The organism is Streptococcus sp. CL6.22 (assembly GCF_049738055.1).
Lineage (GTDB): Bacteria > Bacillota > Bacilli > Lactobacillales > Streptococcaceae > Streptococcus > Streptococcus mitis_DJ.
The window spans coordinates 60368-82158 of the sequence record NZ_JBKOTV010000010.1 but is presented as its reverse complement, the minus strand read 5'-3'; the positions used below and the strand labels follow the sequence as shown (position 1 = coordinate 82158).

19 protein-coding genes and 1 riboswitch are annotated in these 21791 nt (G+C 41.6%); of the genes, 15 read left to right on the top strand and 4 right to left on the bottom strand.

Going from position 1 to position 21791, the window contains the following annotated elements; all coding sequences use genetic code 11:
• Positions 1–5: 5 nt before the first annotated feature.
• Positions 6–599 (top strand): Holliday junction branch migration protein RuvA, encoded by a 594-nt coding sequence (ruvA, locus tag ACLNCW_RS06640; protein WP_424845626.1) that lies wholly within the window; start codon positions 6–8, stop codon positions 597–599.
• 9 nt (positions 600–608) lie between these two features.
• The gene (locus ACLNCW_RS06635) at positions 609–1172 is read left to right on the top strand and encodes a DNA-3-methyladenine glycosylase I (RefSeq protein ID WP_424845624.1); all 564 of its coding nucleotides are present in this window, start codon (positions 609–611) and stop codon (positions 1170–1172) included.
• Positions 1173–1256: 84 nt separating this feature from the next.
• Here the strand turns inward: ACLNCW_RS06635 and ACLNCW_RS06630 are convergent, their stop codons facing one another.
• From ACLNCW_RS06630 to ACLNCW_RS06615, 4 genes are all read right to left on the bottom strand, one after another.
• Positions 1257–1520 (bottom strand): SemiSWEET family transporter, encoded by a 264-nt coding sequence (locus ACLNCW_RS06630; RefSeq protein ID WP_000166114.1) that lies wholly within the window; start codon positions 1518–1520, stop codon positions 1257–1259.
• A gap of 105 nt (positions 1521–1625) precedes the next feature.
• Positions 1626–2660: a S66 family peptidase gene (locus ACLNCW_RS06625; protein WP_084926315.1), complete on the bottom strand. Its 1035-nt coding sequence runs from the start codon at positions 2658–2660 to the stop codon at positions 1626–1628.
• A gap of 139 nt (positions 2661–2799) precedes the next feature.
• Positions 2800–3477 carry a DUF1129 domain-containing protein gene (locus ACLNCW_RS06620; protein WP_084926316.1) on the bottom strand — a complete coding sequence of 226 codons (678 nt, stop codon included), beginning with the start codon at positions 3475–3477 and terminating at the stop codon, positions 2800–2802.
• A gap of 11 nt (positions 3478–3488) precedes the next feature.
• Complete coding sequence (locus ACLNCW_RS06615; protein ID WP_000815623.1) at positions 3489–4433, bottom strand: magnesium transporter CorA family protein; 945 nt, start codon at positions 4431–4433, stop codon at positions 3489–3491.
• A gap of 131 nt (positions 4434–4564) precedes the next feature.
• On the opposite strand from ACLNCW_RS06615, the gene uvrA reads away from it, so the two are divergent.
• The 13 genes from uvrA to nrdD all read left to right on the top strand — a co-directional run bounded on the left by uvrA (position 4565) and on the right by nrdD (position 21787).
• On the top strand, positions 4565–7396 hold the full coding sequence (gene uvrA / locus ACLNCW_RS06610) for an excinuclease ABC subunit UvrA (protein WP_261011296.1): 2832 nt from the start codon (positions 4565–4567) through the stop codon (positions 7394–7396).
• Positions 7389–8450, top strand: a complete 1062-nt coding sequence (locus tag ACLNCW_RS06605) for a M24 family metallopeptidase (RefSeq protein WP_424845621.1) — start codon at positions 7389–7391, stop codon at positions 8448–8450. The genes uvrA and ACLNCW_RS06605 overlap by 8 nt, the downstream gene beginning before the upstream one ends.
• Before the next feature lie 57 nt (positions 8451–8507).
• Positions 8508–8658: riboswitch (M-box (ykoK) riboswitch) on the top strand.
• Positions 8659–8852: 194 nt separating this feature from the next.
• Positions 8853–11513, top strand: coding sequence for a magnesium-translocating P-type ATPase (mgtA, locus tag ACLNCW_RS06600; protein WP_424845619.1), 2661 nt, complete (start codon positions 8853–8855; stop codon positions 11511–11513).
• Positions 11514–11648: 135 nt separating this feature from the next.
• Positions 11649–12047, top strand: coding sequence for a transcriptional regulator Spx (gene spx, locus ACLNCW_RS06595; RefSeq protein ID WP_000591165.1), 399 nt, complete (start codon positions 11649–11651; stop codon positions 12045–12047).
• Between the two features lie 65 nt (positions 12048–12112).
• Positions 12113–12682 carry an SP0191 family lipoprotein gene (locus ACLNCW_RS06590; protein ID WP_424845617.1) on the top strand — a complete coding sequence of 190 codons (570 nt, stop codon included), beginning with the start codon at positions 12113–12115 and terminating at the stop codon, positions 12680–12682.
• A gap of 86 nt (positions 12683–12768) precedes the next feature.
• Positions 12769–13035 carry an IreB family regulatory phosphoprotein gene (locus ACLNCW_RS06585; RefSeq protein ID WP_000507059.1) on the top strand — a complete coding sequence of 89 codons (267 nt, stop codon included), beginning with the start codon at positions 12769–12771 and terminating at the stop codon, positions 13033–13035.
• Between the two features lie 3 nt (positions 13036–13038).
• Positions 13039–13458, top strand: a complete 420-nt coding sequence (gene ruvX / locus ACLNCW_RS06580; RefSeq protein ID WP_004239076.1) for a Holliday junction resolvase RuvX — start codon at positions 13039–13041, stop codon at positions 13456–13458.
• Positions 13459–13473: 15 nt separating this feature from the next.
• The gene (locus tag ACLNCW_RS06575) at positions 13474–13779 is read left to right on the top strand and encodes a DUF1292 domain-containing protein (RefSeq protein WP_000017620.1); all 306 of its coding nucleotides are present in this window, start codon (positions 13474–13476) and stop codon (positions 13777–13779) included.
• Positions 13780–14183: 404 nt separating this feature from the next.
• Complete coding sequence (locus tag ACLNCW_RS06570) at positions 14184–15434, top strand: folylpolyglutamate synthase/dihydrofolate synthase family protein (protein WP_153198985.1); 1251 nt, start codon at positions 14184–14186, stop codon at positions 15432–15434.
• Positions 15435–15517: 83 nt separating this feature from the next.
• Positions 15518–15982, top strand: a complete 465-nt coding sequence (locus ACLNCW_RS06565; protein ID WP_153198986.1) for an SP_0198 family lipoprotein — start codon at positions 15518–15520, stop codon at positions 15980–15982.
• 139 nt (positions 15983–16121) lie between these two features.
• Positions 16122–17654: a cardiolipin synthase gene (gene cls / locus ACLNCW_RS06560; RefSeq protein WP_000877348.1), complete on the top strand. Its 1533-nt coding sequence runs from the start codon at positions 16122–16124 to the stop codon at positions 17652–17654.
• A 255-nt stretch (positions 17655–17909) separates the two neighbouring features.
• A complete protein-coding gene (locus ACLNCW_RS06555) occupies positions 17910–19460 on the top strand; it encodes a damage-inducible protein CinA (protein ID WP_424845614.1) in 1551 nt (516 codons plus the stop codon).
• A gap of 119 nt (positions 19461–19579) precedes the next feature.
• Positions 19580–21787, top strand: a complete 2208-nt coding sequence (gene nrdD / locus ACLNCW_RS06550) for an anaerobic ribonucleoside-triphosphate reductase (RefSeq protein ID WP_424845612.1) — start codon at positions 19580–19582, stop codon at positions 21785–21787.
• Positions 21788–21791: the final 4 nt, after the last annotated feature.

Below are 21791 nucleotides of genomic sequence, written 5' to 3'. Positions count from 1 at the left end.
AAACCATGTACGAATATTTAAAAGGAATCATTACCAAAATCACTGCTAAATACATTGTTCTTGAAACCAACGGTATTGGTTATATCCTGCATGTAGCCAATCCCTATGCTTACTCGGGACAGGTCAATCAAGAGGCTCAAATTTATGTGCATCAGGTTGTGCGTGAGGACGCCCATTTGCTTTATGGATTTCGCTCAGAAGACGAGAAAAAACTCTTTCTCAGTCTGATTTCGGTTTCTGGGATTGGTCCTGTATCAGCTCTTGCTATTATAGCTGCCGATGACAATGCTGGTTTGGTTCAAGCAATTGAAACCAAGAACATCACCTACTTGACTAAGTTCCCTAAAATTGGCAAGAAAACAGCCCAACAGATGGTGTTGGACTTGGAAGGCAAGGTAGTAGTTGCAGGAGATGATCTTCCTGCCAAGGTGGCAGTGCAAGATAGCGCTGAAAACCAAGAATTGGAAGAAGCTATGGAGGCCATGTTGGCTCTGGGCTACAAGGCAACTGAGCTCAAGAAAATCAAGAAATTCTTTGAAGGAACGACAGATACAGCTGAGAACTATATCAAGTCGGCCCTTAAAATGTTGGTCAAATAGGAGCAGAGCATGACAAAACGTTGTTCGTGGGTCAAGATGACCAATCCGCTCTACATCGCCTATCATGATGAGGAGTGGGGCCAACCCCTCCATGATGACCAAGCATTGTTTGAGTTGTTGTGTATGGAAACCTATCAGGCAGGCCTGTCTTGGGAAACGGTACTAAACAAACGCCAGGCTTTCCGAGAAGCATTTCATGGCTATCAAATTCAAGCAGTCGCAGAGATGTCCGATACCGAATTGGAAGCCTTGCTGGATAATCCAGCTATCATCCGAAATAGAGCCAAGATTTTTGCTACACGCGCTAACGCCCAAGCATTTTTACGACTACAGGAAGAATATGGCTCTTTTGATGCCTATCTTTGGTCCTTTGTTGAGGGGAAAACGATCGTTAACGATGTTCCCGATTACCGCCAAGCCCCAGCTAAAACACCTCTGTCTGAGAAGTTAGCAAAAGATCTCAAAAAACGAGGCTTCAAGTTCACAGGCCCAGTCGCCGTCTTGTCTTTTCTACAGGCAGCAGGCCTGATTGACGACCACGAGAATGATTGTGAGTGGAAAAGCGGTCATTAGTATGTACAGGTAACTAGCATATCTGAGAATATAGAAAAAAGCTGAGAAACTTTTCCCAGCTTTTTATATATACTATTAGATTTGTTAGAGTGAAGTCAAAAAAGTGATTCCACCTAAAATAACACCGGCTGAATTTGGAATGATTAGTATCCAATCCTTCTTAGGTTCTTTTGTCCATCCATAAATAACCCAGATTAAGCAAGATATAGCAGCTGATAAAGGTTGAAATGGTTGAGCTTTATTTCCTTGTAAATTAGCGATAATTTGAGGTATGTAGGCAATAAATACTATAATTCCAATAAAGGCACCAATAGAACCTACGATTCGATTAATTTTTTGTTTTGTCATATACACCTCCTTCAAAAGGATATCATAGAAATTAGCGAAATGCAATAAATTCAGATACAAATTGTAACGAAAACGAATACAAAAGCACAAAAATAGAGAAACTATTTATTTTTTGTTATAGTCAAAGCGAATGACTTGTTCCTGTGCATCTACATGAGCATGGACCCCAAAGGGTACAATGGCTCTTGGAGTTGCGTGGCCGACATTTAGATTATAGATAATCGGGATATTGCTGTCAATAATATTCAATAGTGCCTCTTTATAGTTGTCATAGAAAGTTTCATCCATAGGTTTTCCGACCAGGAGTCCACTGATGACCTCGAATATACCAGCGTTCTTTAAAGCCCGCAACATCTTTTTGAAGTCTTCCGGCTCAGGCTTTTCTTCGCTTGTCTCTAGCAAGAGGATCTTACCTTCCCAGTCTGACAAGTCAGGGAAAAGTTTGTACTTTTGACAGAGCTCCGTGCTGTCTGTGTATCGAGAGTTGTCAAAGATATCGTAGAGGGATTCAAGGCAACCACCGAGGATTTCTCCCTCGAACTGGGCATTTCCTTGCAACAAGTCAAAACCAGTGTTTGCATGACTGACACGAGCTGTCCCCAGAGCCTTGGGACTAAAATCAGTTCGTTCCTCATACCAAACGTGACTAGGGCGGATTTCTGAGATTCTTCCAGTCTCAATCAATTCTTTAAAGTAGTGAAAGCTATAGGGCAACATCTCCTTGTCCAATTCACAAATGTCTGCTAAAAAGGATTGACCATAAAAAGTTTTAACACCTAGTTTATGCAACATGAGATGGTTCATGGTTGTATCTGAGAAACCAAGAAATATTTTTTGTTTGATAACCTTTTGGAGTTGGTCATTTTCAAAAAGATAAGGTAGTAAGCGATAGGTATCGTCTCCACCGATGGCGCATAGGATCATGTCGATGCTATCGTCCGAAAAGGCCTGCATCAAATCCTCCGCACGGGCTTCAGGATGGTCCTTGATAAAGTCTAATCCTTTTAACGAATGGGGCAAAAAGATAGGATTGAGTCCCAAATCCTTGAGACGTTGGACACCCAAGTCCACTTCGTGTTTGACAAAGTCTTCACCGATAATGCCACTAGATAAACTAACAATACCAATAGTAGAAACCATATCTCATCCTCCTAGAAATAGATTGAGCCTATTTTATCACAAAAGATAAGAGAAAGCTATGTGGGATGTCAGAAGAATACTTTTAAATCAGGAAAGTAGTAAAAAAGCAACCGCACCTGCAGTTGCTTTTATCATTCTCTTAATAACGTGTTGGTCCTGCACTTGCGCTACGGATATTCAAGCGTTTCTTGAGATAGAAGCGAAGGGCTAGGAGGGCTGCTCCGATAATAGCCAGTGGCACTGGAGCAAGTACTGGGTTAAGGCTAGCTGGTAGGAAGCTTGTTGCAAAGAAGACAAGCAACCAAAGGAACATAGAAGCTAGGATAACCAGTACAGATTTCCAGAAAGGTGGACGTTGGCTGCGGTCCATATCTGGTCCATAGTATTGGTAAACAAAGTAGTACATCAAGTAGAAGGCAAATCCACCAACAAGTCCAACTAGCAGGAGAGTGACAAGTCCATAGCCGAAAGCCTGATCTGCTGCAAAGAAAGTTGTGAGGGCGCTGACGAGGGCAAAGAGGCTAGTGATGAAAAGGGCTGAGTCCATAATCATGAGTTTTGGATCATCATTTTCTTTTGGATGCTCTTTTTCATATTGTTCCTTGACAGTGAAACTATGAGCCCAGTGGGTCGGTGCGCCATAGAGGGAACGAGCAGTCGTACCCTTGGCTTGCTCCTCAAGGATTTGGGGAATAACTTCCTCAAAGATAGCCTTGATTTCAGCGTCTGTTTTTCCATCTTTGATGAATTGTTGGGTAGCGATGTGGATAAACTCTTGGTTTTTCTTTGTTAATTTTTGTAGATCAATCTGAGACATAGGAACTCCTCTTAGAACCATTTTTTATGGATGAGATAGAGAGTGAGCGAGACACTCATAGCAAAGGCGATAAAGACGATTAACCAGAAGGCATTTGGCTCACCGTTTAGGGGGATTTCATTATCCTTAAAGTTCATCCCGTAGGCAGAAAAGACCATGGTTGGGATGGACATGACGATGGTCACAAGGGCCAAGGTTTTCATAATGTTGTTCTGGTTGTTAGAAATGATAGAGGCGAAGGTCTCTGTCATAGAATGCAAGACGTTTCCATAAATGTCTGCCATCTCGATGGCCTGTTGGGTTTCAATCAGGGTGTCTTCAAGCAGGTCTTCGTCCTCAAGGTATTTCTTGATATTGCTGGTTGAGCTGGTCAATTTCTTAATCACACGTTCATTTGTTTTGAGGGAAGCCTTGAAATAGACGATGGTTTTTTCCAATTCCATGAGCTCAATCAATTCTTCATTACGAGTTGATTGATGCAGTTGACTTTCGATTTGTTCACTCTTACGGTCAATCGAACGAAGGGCTGTTAGGTAAAGCTCTGCATTGCGATAGAGAATCTGGAAGATAAAACGCGAACGCATGAAGGTATAGAAATTACGCAAACGACGGTTGATAAAGACATCGAGGACTGGTAATGGTTCCAAACAAGTAGTGATAATGGTTTCCTCGGTGATGATAATACCAAGCGGGATGGTTACGTAGTAGGTGCGATTATTTCTTTCTTCTGTGACCGGCACGTCAACGATAATCAGGGTGTACTCGTCTTCAATTGTAATACGAGACATTTCTTCTGCATCGAGCGGTGCTCGAAGGTCGGCAATATCGATATCGAAGGCATTAGCGATTTCGAGTGATTCATTTTGAGTCGGATTGACGAGATTGATCCAAGTACCCGGTTCAAGCGTATCGATCTCTTTAAATTCAGTTGTTGTAGAGAGAAAAACTTGTTTCATATCCCTTATCCTTTCTCATTTTTCAGATTTTTTCACACCGTACTATTATACTACAAAATCGGCCTTTTGGGTAATAGAATCTCACTTTTTTTGGTATAATGGTAAGCAATAATGGACTAGAAAGAACAAAGATGCAAGATAAAATTGTCATTCATGGGGCGCGTGCCCATAATTTAAAAAATATTGACGTGGAAATTCCACGAGACAAGTTGGTTGTCGTGACCGGCTTGTCAGGTTCAGGGAAATCCAGTCTGGCCTTTGATACCCTCTATGCGGAGGGTCAACGTCGCTATGTGGAGAGTTTGTCAGCCTACGCTCGTCAATTCTTGGGGAATATGGAGAAGCCTGATGTAGATGCTATTGATGGTCTCAGCCCCGCTATTTCCATCGACCAGAAAACGACTAGTAAAAATCCTCGCTCGACGGTGGGAACAACGACTGAAATCAATGACTATCTGCGTCTCCTCTACGCACGTGTGGGGACGCCTTACTGTATTAACGGGCATGGAGCTATCAAGGCTTCTTCTGTGGAGCAAATCGTGGATAAGGTTTTAGAATTGCCTGAACGCCAGCGCTTGCAGATCTTGGCCCCTGTCATCCGCAAGAAAAAAGGCCAACATAAGAGTGTTATTGAGAAGGTTCAGAAAGATGGGTATGTTCGTGTCCGTGTGGATGGTGAAGTCTATGATGTAACCGAAGTGCCAGAGTTGTCTAAGAGTAAGCAACACAATATCGATGTCGTGGTTGACCGTATTGTCATCAAGGAGGGCATTCGTAGTCGTCTCTTTGATTCCATTGAGGCTGCCCTTCGTATTGCAGAAGGTTATGTCATTATCGACACTATGGACGACTCTGAGTTGTTGTTTTCTGAGCATTATGCCTGTCCAGTTTGTGGATTTACTGTTCCAGAGTTAGAGCCACGTCTCTTCTCTTTCAATGCTCCTTTTGGTTCTTGTAGTGAGTGTGATGGCTTGGGCATCAAGCTGGAGGTGGATACTGATTTGATAGTTCCAGATGCCAGTAAAACCTTACGTGAGGGAGCATTGGCTCCTTGGAATCCTATCTCATCCAACTACTATCCAAACATGCTAGAACAGGCTATGACAGCTTTTAGAGTGGATATGGATAAGCCTTTTGAGGACTTGTCAGAAGAGGATAAGAACTTGATTCTCTATGGATCAGATGGTAAGGAATTCCATTTCCACTATGAGAATGAATTTGGTGGTGTACGCGATATTGACATTCCGTTTGAAGGAGTTGTCAATAATATCAAACGTCGTTACCATGAAACTAATAGCGATTATACTCGCACCCAGATGCGTCTCTACATGAATGAGCTGACCTGCGGAACCTGTCACGGCTATCGTCTCAATGACCAGGCCTTGTCTGTCCGTGTGGGTGGCGAGCAAGGACCACATATCGGAGAAATCTCAGACCTGTCTATCGCAGACCACTTGGAGTTAGTGAGCCAGTTAACCTTGTCTGAAAATGAAGCCATCATTGCTCGGCCTATTCTCAAGGAAATCAAGGATCGTTTGACCTTCCTTAATAACGTGGGTCTTAATTATCTGACTCTGTCACGTTCGGCAGGAACCCTTTCAGGTGGGGAAAGTCAGCGTATTCGTTTGGCAACTCAGATTGGTTCCAACCTATCAGGAGTCCTCTATATATTGGATGAGCCGTCAATTGGCCTTCATCAGAGGGACAATGACCGCCTGATTGCCAGTCTGAAAAAGATGCGTGATTTGGGCAATACTCTCATCGTGGTGGAACACGACGAAGATACCATGCGCGAAGCTGATTATCTGATTGACGTTGGTCCCGGTGCAGGTGTTTTTGGTGGAGAGATTGTCGCTGCAGGTACGCCCAAACAGGTGGCTCGCAACAGCAAGTCTATCACAGGCCAGTACTTGTCAGGTAAACGTGCCATTCCAGTGCCAGAAGAGCGCCGTGTGGGGAATGGTCGTTTTATCGAGATTACAGGAGCGCGTGAGAACAACTTGCAAAATGTCACAGCTTGCTTCCCACTAGGAAAATTCATCGCGGTGACAGGTGTATCAGGTTCAGGGAAATCGACCTTGATCAACAGCATCCTCAAAAAAGCTATTGCCCAGAAGCTCAACCGTAATTCAGACAAACCTGGTAAATTTAAGACTATTACAGGGATTGAGCATGTAGACCGCTTGATTGATATTGACCAGAGCCCTATCGGACGAACACCAAGGTCTAACCCTGCTACCTATACGGGAGTCTTTGACGATATACGTGACCTCTTTGCTCAGACTAATGAAGCCAAGATTCGAGGTTATAAGAAGGGGCGTTTCAGTTTCAATGTCAAGGGTGGTCGTTGTGAAGCCTGCTCAGGTGATGGGATTATCAAGATTGAGATGCACTTCTTGCCAGATGTTTACGTGGCTTGTGAGGTTTGCCATGGAACCCGCTACAACAGTGAAACCCTAGAAGTTCATTACAAGGAAAAAAATATCTCGCAGGTCTTGGATATGACCGTCAATGATGCGGTGGAGTTTTTCCAACACATTCCGAAAATTCAGCGTAAACTTCAGACTATCAAGGATGTGGGACTGGGCTATGTGACGCTAGGTCAACCAGCTACCACCCTTTCTGGGGGAGAAGCCCAGCGTATGAAGTTGGCTAGCGAACTTCACAAACGATCGACAGGAAAATCTTTCTACATTTTGGATGAGCCGACGACAGGGCTTCATACTGAGGATATCGCTCGCTTGCTCAAGGTTTTAGCTCGCTTTGTAGACGATGGTAATACAGTCCTTGTTATCGAGCACAATCTAGATGTTATTAAGACGGCAGACCATATTATTGACTTGGGACCTGAGGGCGGTGTCGGTGGTGGAACCATCATCGCAACAGGAACTCCAGAAGAAGTAGCGGCCAACGAAGCCAGCTACACAGGACAGTATTTGAAAGGAAAGTTACATCATGAATAAACGTGTACAAGCATTTCTAGCTAAAATGCAAGAAAAAGAACTAGATGGTATCATCATCAATAACCTTAAAAACGTCTATTACCTGACTGGTTTTTGGGGCTCAAACGGAACAGTCTTTATCAGCCGTGACCGACAGGTCTTGGTGACAGACTCTCGCTATATCATTGCAGCCAAACAAGAAACCAGTGGGTTTGAGATTGTGGCTGACCGTGACGAATTGGCTGTCATTGCAGGGATTGTTAAGGATATGGGCTTGTCTCGCATCGGTTTTGAGGATGAGATTTCGGTGTCTTATTATCACCGTATGAAGGCAACCTTTGAAGGAATTGACTTGCTTCCACAAACTCAGTTTGTTGAAGGTCTTCGAATGATTAAGGATGAGGCAGAGATTGCAGCGATTCGCAAGGCTTGTTCTATCTCAGACCAAGCTTTCCGCGACGCGCTTGACTTTATCAAACCAGGAAAGACTGAAATTGAGATTGCCAACTTCCTTGACTTCCGCATGCGTGAGTTGGGAGCATCTGGCTTGTCTTTTGATACTATTTTAGCAAGTGGCATCAACTCTTCGAAACCTCATGCCCATCCCATGCACAAACCAGTGGAGCTGGGAGAAGCTATTACCATGGACTTCGGCTGTCTCTACGACCACTATGTCAGCGATATGACACGGACTATCTACTTGGGGCATGTCAGTGACGAGCAGGCAGAGATTTATAATACGGTTCTCAAAGCTAATCAAGCCTTGATTGACCAAGCTAAGGCAGGCTTAGGTTTCCGTGACTTTGACAAAATTCCTCGTGATATTATCATCGAGGCAGGCTATGGCGACTACTTTACCCACGGTATCGGACACGGTATTGGACTTGATATCCATGAAGAGCCTTACTTTAGCCAAACTTCTACAGAAACTATCAAGGCAGGTATGGCCTTGACCGATGAACCAGGTATTTATATTGAAGGCAAATACGGCGTTCGTATCGAGGATGACATCCTGATTACAGAGACAGGTTGTGAATTATTGACACTTGCTCCAAAAGAGTTGATAGTCATTTAAGAGTCAAACAATTCAAATGATTGACTTTTAAAATTTAAAGGTTTATACTGAAAGACGAAAACGGTAGGTGAGGCTACCATAGGGATACGGATGACTACCGCAAAGCAGTGGAGACACTACTCGTTGGTCAACAGTCCTGGTCGCGAAGGCCAGGACTAAGCTCATTACATTGCCCTATGGAGTTAAAGCTTGAACGAAAAACAGATAATTAGTTTTTTAATCCTGCCATTTTATGGTGGGATTTTCTACTGTTTAAATCAAAGAAAGGAGATAGACGATGCAAATTGACGATCATCCGGAACCGCACATACACAGCCAATCGCTGATTTGTGTCGTTCTGCCCTTATAAAGTGATTGGTCTCTGTGTATGAAACACATCATTCGTACAGATAGGAGAAACCAATGAAAACTACAAAAGAAAGATTAGCAACAGCTATTCATACATCTTTAAACGAAACTCTATCTTTTTATAAGACAAGTCTAACAGGCTTGACTGAGGAGCAGGTGGAGAAAAATCGTGACTTATATGGCGAAAATACCATCACAAAGGGTCAAGAAGACAGTATCCTCAAAAAGATTTACGAATCGATTATCAATCCTTTCACAATTATCTTGCTTGTCATTGCTACAATATCTTTAGTGACCAATGTTTGGTTGGCAAAACCAGGTCAAGAAGATCCGACAACTTCTATTATCATCGTTGTTCTAGTCCTCATTTCTGGTGGAATTCGATTTGTTCAAGAGCTCCGTAGTGATAAGGCAGCCACCAATCTTTCAAAAATGATTGTCAACACAGCAACTGTCATTCGTCAAGGTGAAATTCAAGAAGTACCTATCGATGATTTGGTAGTAGGTGATGTGGTTAAATTAAGCGCTGGTGATATGATTCCAGCAGACCTTCTTTTATTTGAGTCGCGCGATTTCTTTGTACAACAGTCTGGTTTGACAGGAGAAAGTGATGCAGTTGAAAAATTGGCTTTGACCAAGGCAACAGACCAACAATCTGATAGCCTTCTTGAAGCTGAATTCTTGGCATTTATGGGAACTAATGTCTTGTCTGGTAGTGCTAAGGCCGTGGTTTTGGCGGTTGGTGATGCTACCATGATGGGAGCTATTGAGCAGACTCTAAACACCTATGATGACCCCACTTCGTTTGAGCGGGAGATGAATAGTATTTCGTGGCTCTTGATTCGCTTGATGTTGGTCATGGTTCCCATCGTGTTTCTTTCTAATGGATTGACAGATGGAGATTGGTTAGAAGCTGGCGTATTTGCTTTGAGTGTTGGTGTTGGATTGACACCTGAGATGCTTCCTATGATTATTACCGCTAGCCTAGCAAAGGGTTCTATTATCATGGCCAAGGAAAAAGTGGTTATCAAAAAACTCAATGCCATACAGGACTTAGGGGCGATTGATATCTTGTGTACAGATAAAACAGGAACTCTAACCCAAGACGAAATTGTCCTTGAATATCCCTTGGACATCCACGGACGCTTGGATTTGACCGTCTTGAGACGGGCCTATCTCAATTCCTATTTTCAAACTGGCTTGAAAAATTTGATGGACAGAGCCATCATCAAACGGACTGAAAAGGAAGCAAAAGAACACGCCCTCTTGCAAAATCTGGCTCAAACTTTTCAAAAAATAGATGAGCTTCCCTTTGATTTTGAACGTAGACGGATGAGTGTTATCGTTAAGGATGAACACGAGGTTGTTAGTTTGGTAACTAAGGGAGCCCTTGAGGAAATGTTGACGATTTCCAGTTATGCGGAATATCAAGGAGTGATTACTCCCTTGACAGATGTTATTAGAGAAGAAATTTTAGCAGAAGTCCGACAACTAAATCAACAAGGTTTACGTGTCTTGGGAGTGGCCTATAAGTCAGGTTTGAGGGAAGGTCATGCCTATACAGTTGATGATGAAGGGGATATGATTCTAACTGGTTATTTAGCCTTCCTAGATCCTCCTAAACCATCTGCAGCACCAGCAATTAAGGCTCTGTTAGAACATGGAGTTCAAACAAAAATTTTGACGGGAGACAACGAAAAAGTTACTCAAGCAGTCTGTGAAAAGGTTGGTTTGGATATCAATCAGATACTGTTAGGATCTGAAATTGATCAGATGAGTGATCAAGAATTGGCCCAAGCAGTAGAGGAGGTAACAGTATTTGCCAAACTTTCTCCTGACCAAAAAGCGAGGATTATTTTGCAATTTAAGGCCAATGGTCATGCTGTTGGCTATATGGGAGATGGAATCAATGATGCTCCTTCTATGAAAGTTGCAGATGTGGGGATTTCTGTTGACACAGCGGTAGATATTGCCAAAGAAACAGCTGATGTTATCCTACTTGATAAGGATCTCATGGTGCTTGAAAAAGGACTGGTTGAAGGTCGTAAGGTCTATGCCAATATGACCAAATATATCAAAATGACAGTGAGTTCTAATTTTGGAAATATCTTATCCTTATTGGTCTCTGGGATCTTTTTACCATTTTTACCGATGGCGCCAGTCCATTTGATTATCTTAAATCTAGTCTATGATTTGTCTTGTATTGCCTTGCCTTTTGACAAGGTGGATAAAGATTTTTTGAGAAATCCGCATACCTGGGAAGCTAAGTCCATCACACGTTTCATGGTTTGGATGGGGCCTATTTCTTCTGCCTTTGATATTTTGACCTTCATTTTGCTTTATTTTATCATTGTACCCATGACGACAGGTCATGCCTATGTTCATGGAGCAGAGTCTGCCGTAGGATTTATTGTCTTGTTTCAGACAGGTTGGTTTATCGAGTCCATGTGGTCACAGACCATGGTTATTCATATGTTGCGTTCAGCCAAAATTCCCTTTTTACAAAGTCGTCCAGCTTGGCTAGTCCTTGTGACAACCTTATTGGCTGCAGCCTTTGTGACCTTCCTTCCCTACAGTCCACTCGCAATCCTACTTCATCTAACTCCATTAAAACCGATTTATTTCATCTTTTTGCTTTTCATCATTATTTTGTATATGATTAGCGTGACAATTGTGAAAAAAATCTATATCAAGAAATATCAAGAATGGCTGTAAATTTCATTTTGTCAAGAAAAAAGTACGAAAATGACGAAAAAAGTCAAAAAAATTTAAAAATAGGTCGCAAGTCGGATGTTTTTTATGGTATAATAGACTAAACTGATAGTAACATGTAGCGAAAGGGGTAGGTACATGATTAAAATTTATACAGTCTCAAGTTGTACTAGCTGTAAAAAAGCAAAAACCTGGCTCAATGCCCACCAGTTAAGTTATAAAGAACAAAACCTTGGTAAAGAAGGAATTACGAGGGAAGAATTACTGGATATTCTAACCAAAACAGATAATGGAATAGCCAGCATTGTTTCATCTAAAAATCGCTATGCCAAAGCCCTTGGAGTGGATATTGAAGATTTGAGTGTCAATGAAGTCCTCAATCTGATTATGGAAACACCGAGAATTTTAAAGAGCCCAATCCTTGTAGATGAAAAACGCCTGCAAGTTGGCTATAAGGAAGACGATATTCGTGCCTTCCTACCACGCTCTGTCCGTAATGTAGAAAATGCAGAAGCGCGTTTGCGTGCAGCTCTATAAACATCAAGGCTGGGAGCAATTCCCAGTCTTATTCTATTTTAATCTTAAACAGAAAGCAGAAAGAAATGAAAAAAATAGTTCTTGTTAGTCTAGCTTTCCTTTTTGTCCTGGTTGGTTGTGGACAGAAAAAAGAAGCTAGACCAGCTACAAAAACAGAAAAGGATACGCTTCAGTCAGCATTGCCAGTTATTGAAAATGCTGAGAAGAATACAGTTGTAACCAAGACTTTGGTCTTGCCTAAGTCAGATGATGGCAGCCAGCAAACCCAAACTATTACTTATAAAGACAAGACTTTTTTGAGCCTAACCATCCAACAAAAGCGTCCAGTCTCAGATGAGTTGAAGACCTATATTGACCAACATGGTGTGGAAGAAACTCAAAAAGCTCTTCTTGAGGCGGAGGAGAAGGATGAGTCTATCATTGAAGCTCGTAAATTGGCAGGCTTTAAGCTTGAAACTAAACTATTGAGTGCAACAGAACTTCAAACAACGACTAGTTTTGATTTTCAAGCTTTGGATGTCAAGAAGGCTTCTCAGTTAGAATATTTGAAGAACATTGGTTTAGAAAATCTCTTGAAGAATGAACCAAGCAAATATATTTCAGACAGATTGGCAAATGGCGCGACAGAACAATAGAAAATCCAAATAAATAGACTGCCTGAATTGTAGAACGTAAGGAATTATGCTATAATGGTACTATTCTAAGGAAAGAGGGTGTTAGAATGGGATTTACTGAAGAAACAGTACGTTTTAAATTGGACGATTCCAATAAAAAAGAAATTAGCGAAACTCTGACTGATGTTTATGCTTCGTTGAACGATAAGGGCTACAACCCGATTAACCAAATCGTAGGTTACGTATTGAGTGGAGACCCTGCCTACGTTCCTCGTTATAATAATGCACGAAATCAAATCCGTAAGTATGAGCGTGATGAAATCGTTGAAGAATTGGTCCGCTACTACCTCAAAGGACAAGGAGTCGATCTATAACCTATGAGAATTATGGGATTGGACGTCGGTTCAAAAACGGTAGGGGTGGCCATTAGCGATCCGCTTGGTTTTACAGCTCAAGGACTTGAAATCATCCAAATCAATGAGGAGCAAGGCCAATTTGGTTTTGACCGCGTTAAGGAGTTGGTTGATACTTACAAGGTGGAACGATTTGTAGTGGGCTTGCCTAAAAACATGAACAATACAAGCGGACCGCGCGTGGAAGCTAGTCAAGCCTACGGAGCAAAGCTAGAAGAGCTTTTTGGTTTACCAGTAGACTATCAAGATGAACGCTTGACAACAGTTGCCGCAGAGCGCATGTTGATTGAACAAGCAGATATTAGTCGCAATAAGCGCAAGAAAGTTATTGATAAGTTAGCAGCTCAGCTGATTTTACAAAATTATTTAGATAGAAAATTTTAATACAAAGGAGAGGCTATGTCACACGATCATAACCACGACCACGAAGAACGTGAATTAATTACACTAGTAGATGAGCAAGGAAATGAAACCTTGTTTGAAATCCTTTTGACCATTGACGGGAAAGAAGAATTTGGTAAAAACTATGTTCTCCTAGTTCCAGTTAACGCAGAAGAAGACGAAGACGGACAAGTTGAAATCCAAGCTTACTCATTCATCGAAAACGAAGATGGAACAGAAGGCGAATTGCAACCAATCCCAGAAGACTCAGAAGACGAATGGAATATGATTGAAGAAGTCTTCAACAGCTTTATGGAGGAGTAAAAACGTCCGGGGGACGTTTTTAGCCTGACGCTAAAAATAAAAACCGTCAGTAAGTCCAGTGGACGTGTTTAGCCCTGCGCTAGAAATTAGAAACGCAGGCACATCAAGTGGATGTTTTTAGCCCTGCTTTTAGAAAAAAGAAAGAGCAGGCAGTCTGGGAGACTGTATCACCCCAACTCCTAGAAATTGGAAGAGTTGGAACGTCCAGTGGACGTTTTTAGCCCTGCGCTATAAATTAGAAACGCAGGCACATCCAGTGGATGTTTTTACTCCACGTTAGCATTTATAGTAGCTAGTTATTAGCTAACCAGGTAAGAGGTTGGGACGAAAATCCTGGCCTCGTTTTTTGTTAGTCATCATGCTTTGATGCGGTAATTGATTGGACTTTTGTCAAGGAGATGTGTATGTTTGAAGTAGAAGAATGGCTCCATAGTCGGATTGGTTTGAATTTTCGATCAGGCTTGGATCGAATGCAGCAAGCGGTGGATTTGTTAGGAAATCCCGAGAAGTCTTACCCTATTATCCACGTCACTGGGACTAATGGGAAAGGATCTACCATTGCTTTTATGAGGGAGTTATTTATGGGGCATGGCAAAAAAGTTGCGACCTTTACCTCTCCTCATATCATTTCCGTCAATGATCGAATCTGCATTAATGGGAAGCCAATAGCTGACGCAGACTTTATCCGTTTGGCGGAACAGGTCAAGGAGATGGAAAAGACGCTTCTGCAAACCCATGATCAGTTGTCTTTTTTTGAATTGCTGACCTTGATTGCTTTCCTCTATTTTAGGGAGCAAGAGGTGGATTTGGTTTTATTAGAAGTGGGAATTGGCGGCTTACTTGACACGACCAATGTGGTAACTGGAGAGATTGCTCTCATCACTTCCATTGGACTTGACCATCAGGAGACTCTGGGTGATAGTCTAGAAGCAATTGCAGAGCAGAAAGCTGGTATTTTTAAGGCTGGTAAAAAGGCAGTGATTGCGAAAATACCTTCAGAAGCTAGGCTTGTTTGTCAGAAAAAAGCAGAATCTTTAGCTGTTGCCCTTTATCAGGCAGATCAGGATTTTTCAATGCTGAATGGTGATTTTTCAAGTTCTTTGGGTACTCTTTCACAGCTGAAAATAGGCTTAGAAGGAGCTTATCAGCAGGAAAATGCGGCCTTGGCGCTACAAACCTTTCTTCTCTTTATGGGAGAAAGAAAGGAAGCTGTTGATGAACAGGCTGTAAGACAAGCTTTGAATCAGACCCATTGGGCTGGCCGTTTGGAGCGTATTCGTCCGCAGATTTACTTGGACGGTGCTCATAACCTTCCTGCCTTGACTCGCTTGGTTGAATTTATCAAAGAAAAAGAGCAGGAAGGATATCGTCCTCAAATCCTCTTTGGAGCCTTGAAACGGAAGGATTATCAAGGGATGTTGGCTTATCTGACTGAAAATTTGCCTCAGGTGGAACTCAAGGTGACTGGTTTTGACTATCAAGGTTCTCTGGACGAGACAGATGTAACAGGTTACCATGCAATTCCCTCTTACCGAGAATTTATCAGCAGTTTTGAAGAAAGAGCCGATACCAAGGACCTGTTATTCATTACAGGGTCTCTCTATTTTATCTCAGAAGTACGGGGCTACCTGCTGGACCATGAGCAGATAAATTAACCACCTTTTTTAAACTTGTTATACTAGGGGAATTGCTGGTTAGAGAAAATTTCTCTAAATTGGTAGCATAAAGGAAATTCATCATGAAATTAAAAAGATTCACACTTTCTTTTGCTTCTTTAGCAAGTCTTAGTCTCTTAGTAGCTTGTTCACAAAGAACTCAACAAGTTCAACAACCAGTAGCTCAATCGCAAACTCAACAAACTCAACAATCACAAGCAACAGCTTCATCTTCTACAGAAAATAGCAACCAGGCAGCAACAAGTTCTTCACAAAATACAGCTACAGCTCAACCAACCAATATTGATGGAACTTATACCGGTCAGGACGAAGGAGATCGTATCACTTTAGTGGTAACTGGAACAACTGGTACATGGACACAGGTAGAAACTGACGGAGATCAAGAAATCAAGCAGGTTAGCTTCGATGCTGCCAATCAACGCATGATTATTGGGGATGATGCCAAGATTTATACAATTAATGGAAATCAGATGATTATTGACGATATGGATAGAGAAGCGTCTGATCGCATTGTTTTATCAAAATAGACTAGAAGGAGACTGGATTTTTCGGTCTCTTTTGCTTTTGCTCAGAAAAATGATTATAAATACTTGCCTTCTACCGAATAACTGAGTTATACTAGTATTAATTACCTGTTTTTAGCATTCAAACTATCAAGGAGGGGATATGAAATATAGAAAATTTCAATTATTGATGTCCAAGTATGGCTTTAGTCTTTCGATTATGCTACTTGAACTTTTTCTTGTTTTTGGTCTCTTTCTCTATTTAGGGCGTATGGCCCCTATTCTATGGGTAATTGTCTTAATTTTTATGAGTATGGCGACTATTGTCGCAATTGTCAATCGTTCAATGACACCTGATAGTAAAGTGATGTGGTTAGTGGTGACTTTTGTTCCTGTCATTGGCCCCTTGCTCTATCTGATGTTTGGTGAAAGACGATTATCCAAAAAAGAAATCAAGCAGTTGGACAAACTTGGTTCTATGCATTTTCGGGAGGATAACAGTAAAGCTCTCCGCCAGAAATTGAAGGAAGATGATAAGGCGGCTTACGGAGTTATCAAATCTTTGTTAAGTATGGATAGTAACGCCGATGTCTATGATCGAACAGACTCACAATTCTTTTCTTCGGGTGAAAGGATGTGGCAATATATGTTGGAAGACCTCAAGAAAGCTGAAAAGTTTATCTTTCTAGAGTACTATATTGTCGAAGAAGGTTTGATGTGGAATAGCATACTAGACATACTAGAGCAAAAGGCAGCTCAGGGGGTAGAGGTCAAGATGCTCTATGATGATATCGGCTGTATGGCGACTTTACCTGGAGACTATACTATTCAGCTTCGTAGTCGAGGAATTGAAGCCCATAAGTTTAACAAGGTGATTCCTCGTTTGACGGTGGCTTACAACAATCGGGACCATCGTAAAATCCTTGTCATAGATGGTCAGGTAGCTTATACAGGAGGCATTAACTTAGCCGATGAGTACATCAATCATGTAGAACGTTTTGGCTATTGGAAGGATAGTGGGATTCGCATAGATGGCCCTGGTGTCAAGGCTCTAACCCGTCTTTTTTTGATGACTTGGTACATCAATCGTGGGGAAATCAGCGATTTTGACCAGTATCACCTGGAAAATCAGCCTTGTTCTGGCCAAGGGCTCTGCATTCCTTACGGTAGTGGACCCAAGCCCATCTTCCGTACTCAAGTAGGGAAAAAAGTTTATCAAAGTTTGATTAATCAGGCTACTGATTCAGTCTATATCACAACACCCTATTTGATTATTGACTATGATTTAACTGAGAGTATTAAAAATGCAGCCATGAGGGGTGTTGATGTCCGCATCGTGACTCCTTTCATTCCGGATAAAAAATTAATCCAGCTCATAACAAGAGGAGCCTATCCGGATCTTTTGTCAGCAGGAGTCAGGATTTTTGAGTATAGTCCAGGCTTTATCCACAGTAAACAAATCCTAGTGGACAAGGACTTTGCTGCAGTTGGAACGATTAATTTAGATTATAGAAGTTTGCTTCATCACTATGAAGATGCAGTTTTGCTATATAAAACGGCATCAATCACAGAGATTCAAAAAGATTTTCAGGAGATTTTTTCAGTATCTCAAGAAATTTTCCCTCATACGATAAAAAATAGCTGGTATCAAAAATTGATTAAGGAAATTGCCCAGTTATTCGCCCCTATCTTATAAGAAATCTAGGACTGAGGACACAAACCAGTCCTCTTTTTCTTGCTTTTTACGAATAGAAAGATATAGGGAGGGACGATGCTGACTCAGAAAGAATTGGATTATATCATGTCATTTAAACAGACGCATTTACACCGATTTCGGGAAATTGAAACCTTTGTGAAACTATGCAAAAAATCGCTCAAACAGCCATCGCAAGCTGACAATTTTAGGTCTTTTTGATATACTAAGACAGATAAATTGAATAGGAGAAACGACATGGCTGTATATGGCAGAATAGAAGAAGTATCCGAAACGATACAGAGTAATGAGATTGAAAATAGACTGGATAGGAACCTTGAGTTTCATGCAGAAAAAGAAGAACAGGTAGCTTTCCCGTTTTTCAGACTCATCATTGGAAGTACGATTGCAACGGTTTTTTCTGTGGTGATACCTTTACTTTTAGATATGGTAAGTCCTTCTCAGGCTCAGGATTTGTATATAGGGTGGGCTTTACATCAGGGAGGACAGCTCTACAGTAGCTATTATGCTAGTCACGGTCTTCTTTATTACTTGCTACTTTATATTACCCAAGGAGGCATCCTTTTTGCCTTGGTAGAATGGCTAGCTCTCTTAGGAGGAGGTTATTTCCTCTTTTCTTCAACTGACTATCTGACGGGACAAAGGAAACAAGCCAAGCAACTCCTAACCATATTTTATATTTTGGTATCTGGTCTCGGTTTTGGAGGAGGATATGCAACGATTTTAGCTTTGCCATTTCTGTTTGCAGGATTTTCGTTCATAGCAGCTTATCTATCAAATCCTAACCATGACAAGGGATTTCTACGTCTGGGGATTTTCTTGGCCCTATCATTTTTCATAGAGCCTCTTACAAGTCTTTTCTTTATTGCAGTAGTAACGATTGGTTTATTTGTCTTTAATGTTGGGCATGGCCGCCTTGCTCATGGAGTTTATCAGTTTTTTGCAGCAGCACTTGGCTTTTCTCTCATCTTTTACCCAGTAGGGTATTATGTTCTTGCTTCAGGTGGTTTTGGAGAGGCTCTAGGGAGTCTTTTATATCCGATTGATTCCCTTCAGGTCTTGAATCCTCAACTAATGGATAATGTTGTATTCTATGGTTTGTTGACCTTTGGTTTAGGAGCTCTCTTCCTTGTTTTTCTAGGATTGTTCCAATCAAAGGCATCAAGATTATATGTTATTTCAGTACCAGCTAGTTTTACTTTCTTATTTGTATTAGCCTTGTTGCTTTTTTCTCAAGAACCTCTTCACGGTTCGCGTTTGATTCTAATCCTTCCATTTTTACTCCTTCTTTTGATGACCAGTATTCGTGGGAAACATTCAGCTAGAGGAGCTCGTCGTCGGAGAAGAGAGGAAGTTCCTACTCTATGGAAAAAATTCATGAAAGGGAATCTCTACTTACCGATCCTAGTGGTGGTTTATCTGATTGCAATTCCTTTTGTAGCTCGTTTTGTCTTGCATCCAGCTTCTTATAGAGAACAACATCAAGTGGTAGATAGAGTCAAACAAGAGACGAGTGATGGTGACCAAATCTATATTTGGGATTCACATGTTCAAATGTATAAAGAAAGCCAGCGTTTGGCTGGATCCATGTTCCCATCGCCTCTTCTTTACACGAGTACAGAAGAGAATAAAACTAGTTTACTCAATGACTTGAAAGAAAACCAACCTAAGGTGATTGTGGTGAACGATAAGGTAGCAGTCTGGTCTGAAGTGGAGACACTCTTAAAAGAAAATTACCAACCAGTAAAGACTGATTACTCAGAGTTTAAAGTCTATAAAATCAAATAGCCAAATCAATATCTTGTGTATTTTTAAAAATTTTAGGATTTTTAACACAAGATATTGATTTTTCTTTTTAGAGTGGTATAATACTTTTTAGAAAGAACATTTTAGAAACGAGCATGTATATGATTGCACTAGAAGAAAAAATTACAATTTTGCCAACTCTCTTCGTCGAGAAACGAGATGGGAGACGTGTTGTATTTGATGTGGACAAGATTGACAAAGCTCTCCACAAGGCGGCAGACAAGGTTATGGATGTGACACCCTTGGTTGAAAAACGCCTAAATGCTCTGACCGAGCGAATTGTCACAGAAATTCATAGTCGCTTTCCACAGGGGGTTAAGATTTACGAAATTCAAAATATCGTAGAACATGAACTCCTTGAAGCCAAAGAATATGCACTGGCTGAGGAGTATATTACTTATCGAACACAGAGAGATTTTGAGCGCTCAAAAGCGACAGATATTAACTTTAGTATCCATAAGCTTCTCAACAAAGATCAAGCAGTTGTCAATGAAAATGCTAATAAAGACAGCGATGTCTTTAATACCCAGCGTGATTTGACAGCAGGCATTGTTGGGAAGTCAATCGGACTGCAAATGCTTCCTAAGCACGTAGCCAATGCCCACCAAAAGGGGGATATCCACTATCATGATTTGGATTATAGCCCCTACACACCTATGACCAACTGCTGTTTGATTGATTTCAAGGGGATGTTGGAAAATGGTTTTAAGATTGGAAATGCGGAGGTGGAAAGTCCTAAGTCTATCCAGACTGCAACAGCTCAGATTTCCCAAATCATTGCCAACGTTGCTTCTAGCCAGTATGGAGGCTGTTCAGCTGACCGTATCGATGAAGTCTTGGCGCCTTATGCAGAGAAGAACTACCAAAAACACCTCAAAGATGCAAAAGAGTGGGTCTTGCCTGAAAAGCGGGAAGATTATGCCTGGAAGAAAACGCAAAAAGACATCTATGATGCTATGCAATCTCTTGAGTATGAAATCAACACTCTCTTCACTTCAAATGGACAAACACCTTTTACTTCGCTAGGTTTTGGTCTGGGAACCAGTCGTTTTGAGCGGGAAATTCAAAAAGCTATCTTGAACATCCGAATCAAGGGACTTGGTTCAGAACACCGCACAGCTATCTTCCCTAAACTTATCTTCACGCTTAAAAGAGGACTCAACTTAGAGGAAGGGACACCCAACTACGACATCAAGCAGTTGGCTCTAGAGTGCGCAACCAAGCGGATGTACCCAGATGTTTTGTCCTATGATAAGATTGTTGACTTGACAGGTTCTTTCAAAGTTCCTATGGGCTGCCGTTCTTTCCTTCAAGGATGGAAAGACGAGAATGGCGTAGAAGTCAATTCAGGTCGCATGAATCTGGGTGTTGTGACGGTTAACCTGCCTCGTATTGCTCTTGAGTCTGATGGTGATATGAATAAGTTCTGGGAAATCTTCAACGAGCGTATGAATATCGCTGAAGATGCTCTGGTTTACCGTGTCGAACGCACTAAAGAGGCGACGCCAGCCAATGCTCCTATCCTTTATCAGTACGGTGCTTTTGGCCATCGTCTAGGTAAAGAAGAAAGTGTTGACCAGCTCTTTAAGAATCGTCGGGCAACCGTTTCGCTGGGCTATATCGGTTTGTATGAAGTAGCGACTGTTTTCTTTGGTAACAGCTGGGAAAGCAATCCAGATGCTAAGGAATTCACGCTAGACATCATTCGCGATATGAAACGCCGTGTAGAAGAGTGGTCTGACCAATATGGCTATCATTTCTCTATCTACTCAACACCATCTGAAAGTTTGACAGATCGTTTCTGCCGACTAGATACAGACAAGTTTGGCTCTATTCCTGATATTACAGACAAGGAATACTACACCAATTCTTTCCACTACGATGTTCGTAAAAATCCAACACCGTTTGAAAAATTAGACTTTGAGAAAGTCTATCCAGAAGCAGGTGCGTCAGGTGGTTTCATCCATTATTGTGAGTATCCAGTCCTCCAGCAAAATCCAAAGGCCTTGGAAGCTGTCTGGGACTATGCCTATGACCGTGTCGGCTATCTAGGGACTAATACACCAATTGACCGTTGCTACAAGTGTGACTTTGAAGGGGATTTTGAACCAACTGAGAGAGGATTTGCTTGTCCAAACTGTGGCAATAGCGACCCTAAAACAGTAGATGTGGTCAAACGAACTTGTGGCTACCTAGGCAATCCTCAAGCGCGTCCGATGGTTAATGGGCGTCACAAGGAAATCGCTGCGCGTGTCAAACACATGAATGGCTCAACGATTAAAATAGCTGGCCATCAAGTAACAAATTAGAAAG